1 protein-coding gene is annotated in these 1,189 nt (G+C 56.3%); it reads right to left on the minus strand.

All coding sequences use genetic code 11. The features are described 5' to 3' along the window. Positions 1–7: 7 nt before the first annotated feature. The coding region (locus tag HMPREF3135_RS05390; RefSeq protein ID WP_083280617.1) for an IS30 family transposase at positions 8–1,189 on the minus strand (1,182 nt) is incomplete at its 5' end.

Below are 1,189 nucleotides of genomic sequence, written 5' to 3' on the forward strand. Positions count from 1 at the left end.
GGTAGGGTCAGGCGGTCATTGCATCATGGATAACACCAGAGATTACCTCCCGGGGAGTTAACCCGTCGAGCACTACCCGCGGCCGGTTATTCAGCAATGCTTCCGCCTCGGCGACCTCTTGGTCGGTGACATCGGTAAAGTTGGTGCCTTTGGGGAAATAAAACCGGATATCCCGATTCATCCGCTCATTGCTACCTCGCTGCCACGGCGAATGCGGATCGGCGAAAAACACCTGGATATTCTCCGCGACAGAAAACTCCGTGTGTTTGGCAAACTCCACTCCCTGATCCCAGGTCAACGTCGAAATCGTGGTGTCCATCGACTCTTTGAGCCGACGAATCATCCGCACCATCACCTCATTGACACTGGCGGCAGTATGGTCAGTGCCGAGTCTGCCGAGCAGCACAAACCTGCCGCGGCGTTCCACCAACGTCGCTAAAGCACTGGTGCCATCTGCGCCAATAATCAAATCGCCTTCCCAATGACCAGGCACCGCACGATCATTGGCTTCGGCTGGGCGAAGTGAAATATTGGCATCATGAGTCCAGCGTTTTCCACGTGGCTTGGGCACCCCTGCGAGAAGCGAGCGGGGTTTACGCCCTGGCCGGGTAGTCCGGCAGGACTTTTCAAACACAAGTTCTTTGCGCAAGCTTCCTGCCCCTTGTACGTAAAGGGCCTGGTAAATCGACTCGTGGCTAATAGTCATGGACGTATTATCACCCCACAGTGCAGCCAACCTGCCACTGGCCTGACGCGGCGAGGCGCCACGGTTGAGCAGATCGACAACCTGGGCGCGCAAGAATCGATTGTCATCGAGTTTGCGCGGCTTTGGACGAGCAAGACGCCCGCGGCTGGCCTGATCAGCGTGATAGGCATCGTAGATACCATCGACGCTGTTGCGTGCGATTTCACGACTGATAGTGGATTGACTACGACAGACTATCTGGGCGATACGCCGGTGCGAATGACCTGCCCGCAGGCAATCGGCAATAAGTAAGCGTTCCGTCAGCCCTAGCCGCCGACCAGTACCAACACGAGATACATCACCAGGTGTTATCCGACTGCGGGTATTCATAGTGGTTAAACTAGCCCGCCGGTTATACACCGTGGTTGTGCACACCCCAGCCTGCGCGGCAATCTCGGCAACACTATATGAGCCGGCCATAAGCATCTCGTAGATCACGCGATG

Source organism: Corynebacterium sp. HMSC14H10 (assembly GCF_001807105.1).
Lineage (GTDB): Bacteria > Actinomycetota > Actinomycetes > Mycobacteriales > Mycobacteriaceae > Corynebacterium > Corynebacterium jeikeium_D.